The 448-nt window shown below is 52.9% G+C and carries 1 rRNA gene; it reads left to right on the top strand.

Annotation, left to right across the window (positions count from 1 at the left end):
* Positions 1–402: ribosomal RNA gene (locus WFN61_RS20720) — 16S ribosomal RNA — on the top strand; the annotation flags it as partial.
* Positions 403–448: the final 46 nt, after the last annotated feature.

Here is a 448-nt window from a genome sequence, read left to right on the forward strand (position 1 = left end):
CGGGAACTCAAAGGAGACTGCCAGTGATAAACTGGAGGAAGGTGGGGATGACGTCAAGTCATCATGGCCCTTACGAGTAGGGCTACACACGTGCTACAATGGCGCATACAAAGAGAAGCGAACTCGCGAGAGCAAGCGGACCTCATAAAGTGCGTCGTAGTCCGGATCGGAGTCTGCAACTCGACTCCGTGAAGTCGGAATCGCTAGTAATCGTGGATCAGAATGCCACGGTGAATACGTTCCCGGGCCTTGTACACACCGCCCGTCACACCATGGGAGTGGGTTGCAAAAGAAGTAGGTAGCTTAACCTTCGGGAGGGCGCTTACCACTTTGTGATTCATGACTGGGGTGAAGTCGTAACAAGGTAACCGTAGGGGAACCTGCGGTTGGATCACCTCCTTACCTGAAAGAACCTGCTTCGCAGTGTCCACACAGATTGTCTGATAGA

Origin of the sequence: Pseudescherichia sp. AS216, from assembly GCF_037152055.1 — a bacterium.
Lineage (GTDB): Bacteria > Pseudomonadota > Gammaproteobacteria > Enterobacterales > Enterobacteriaceae > Pseudescherichia.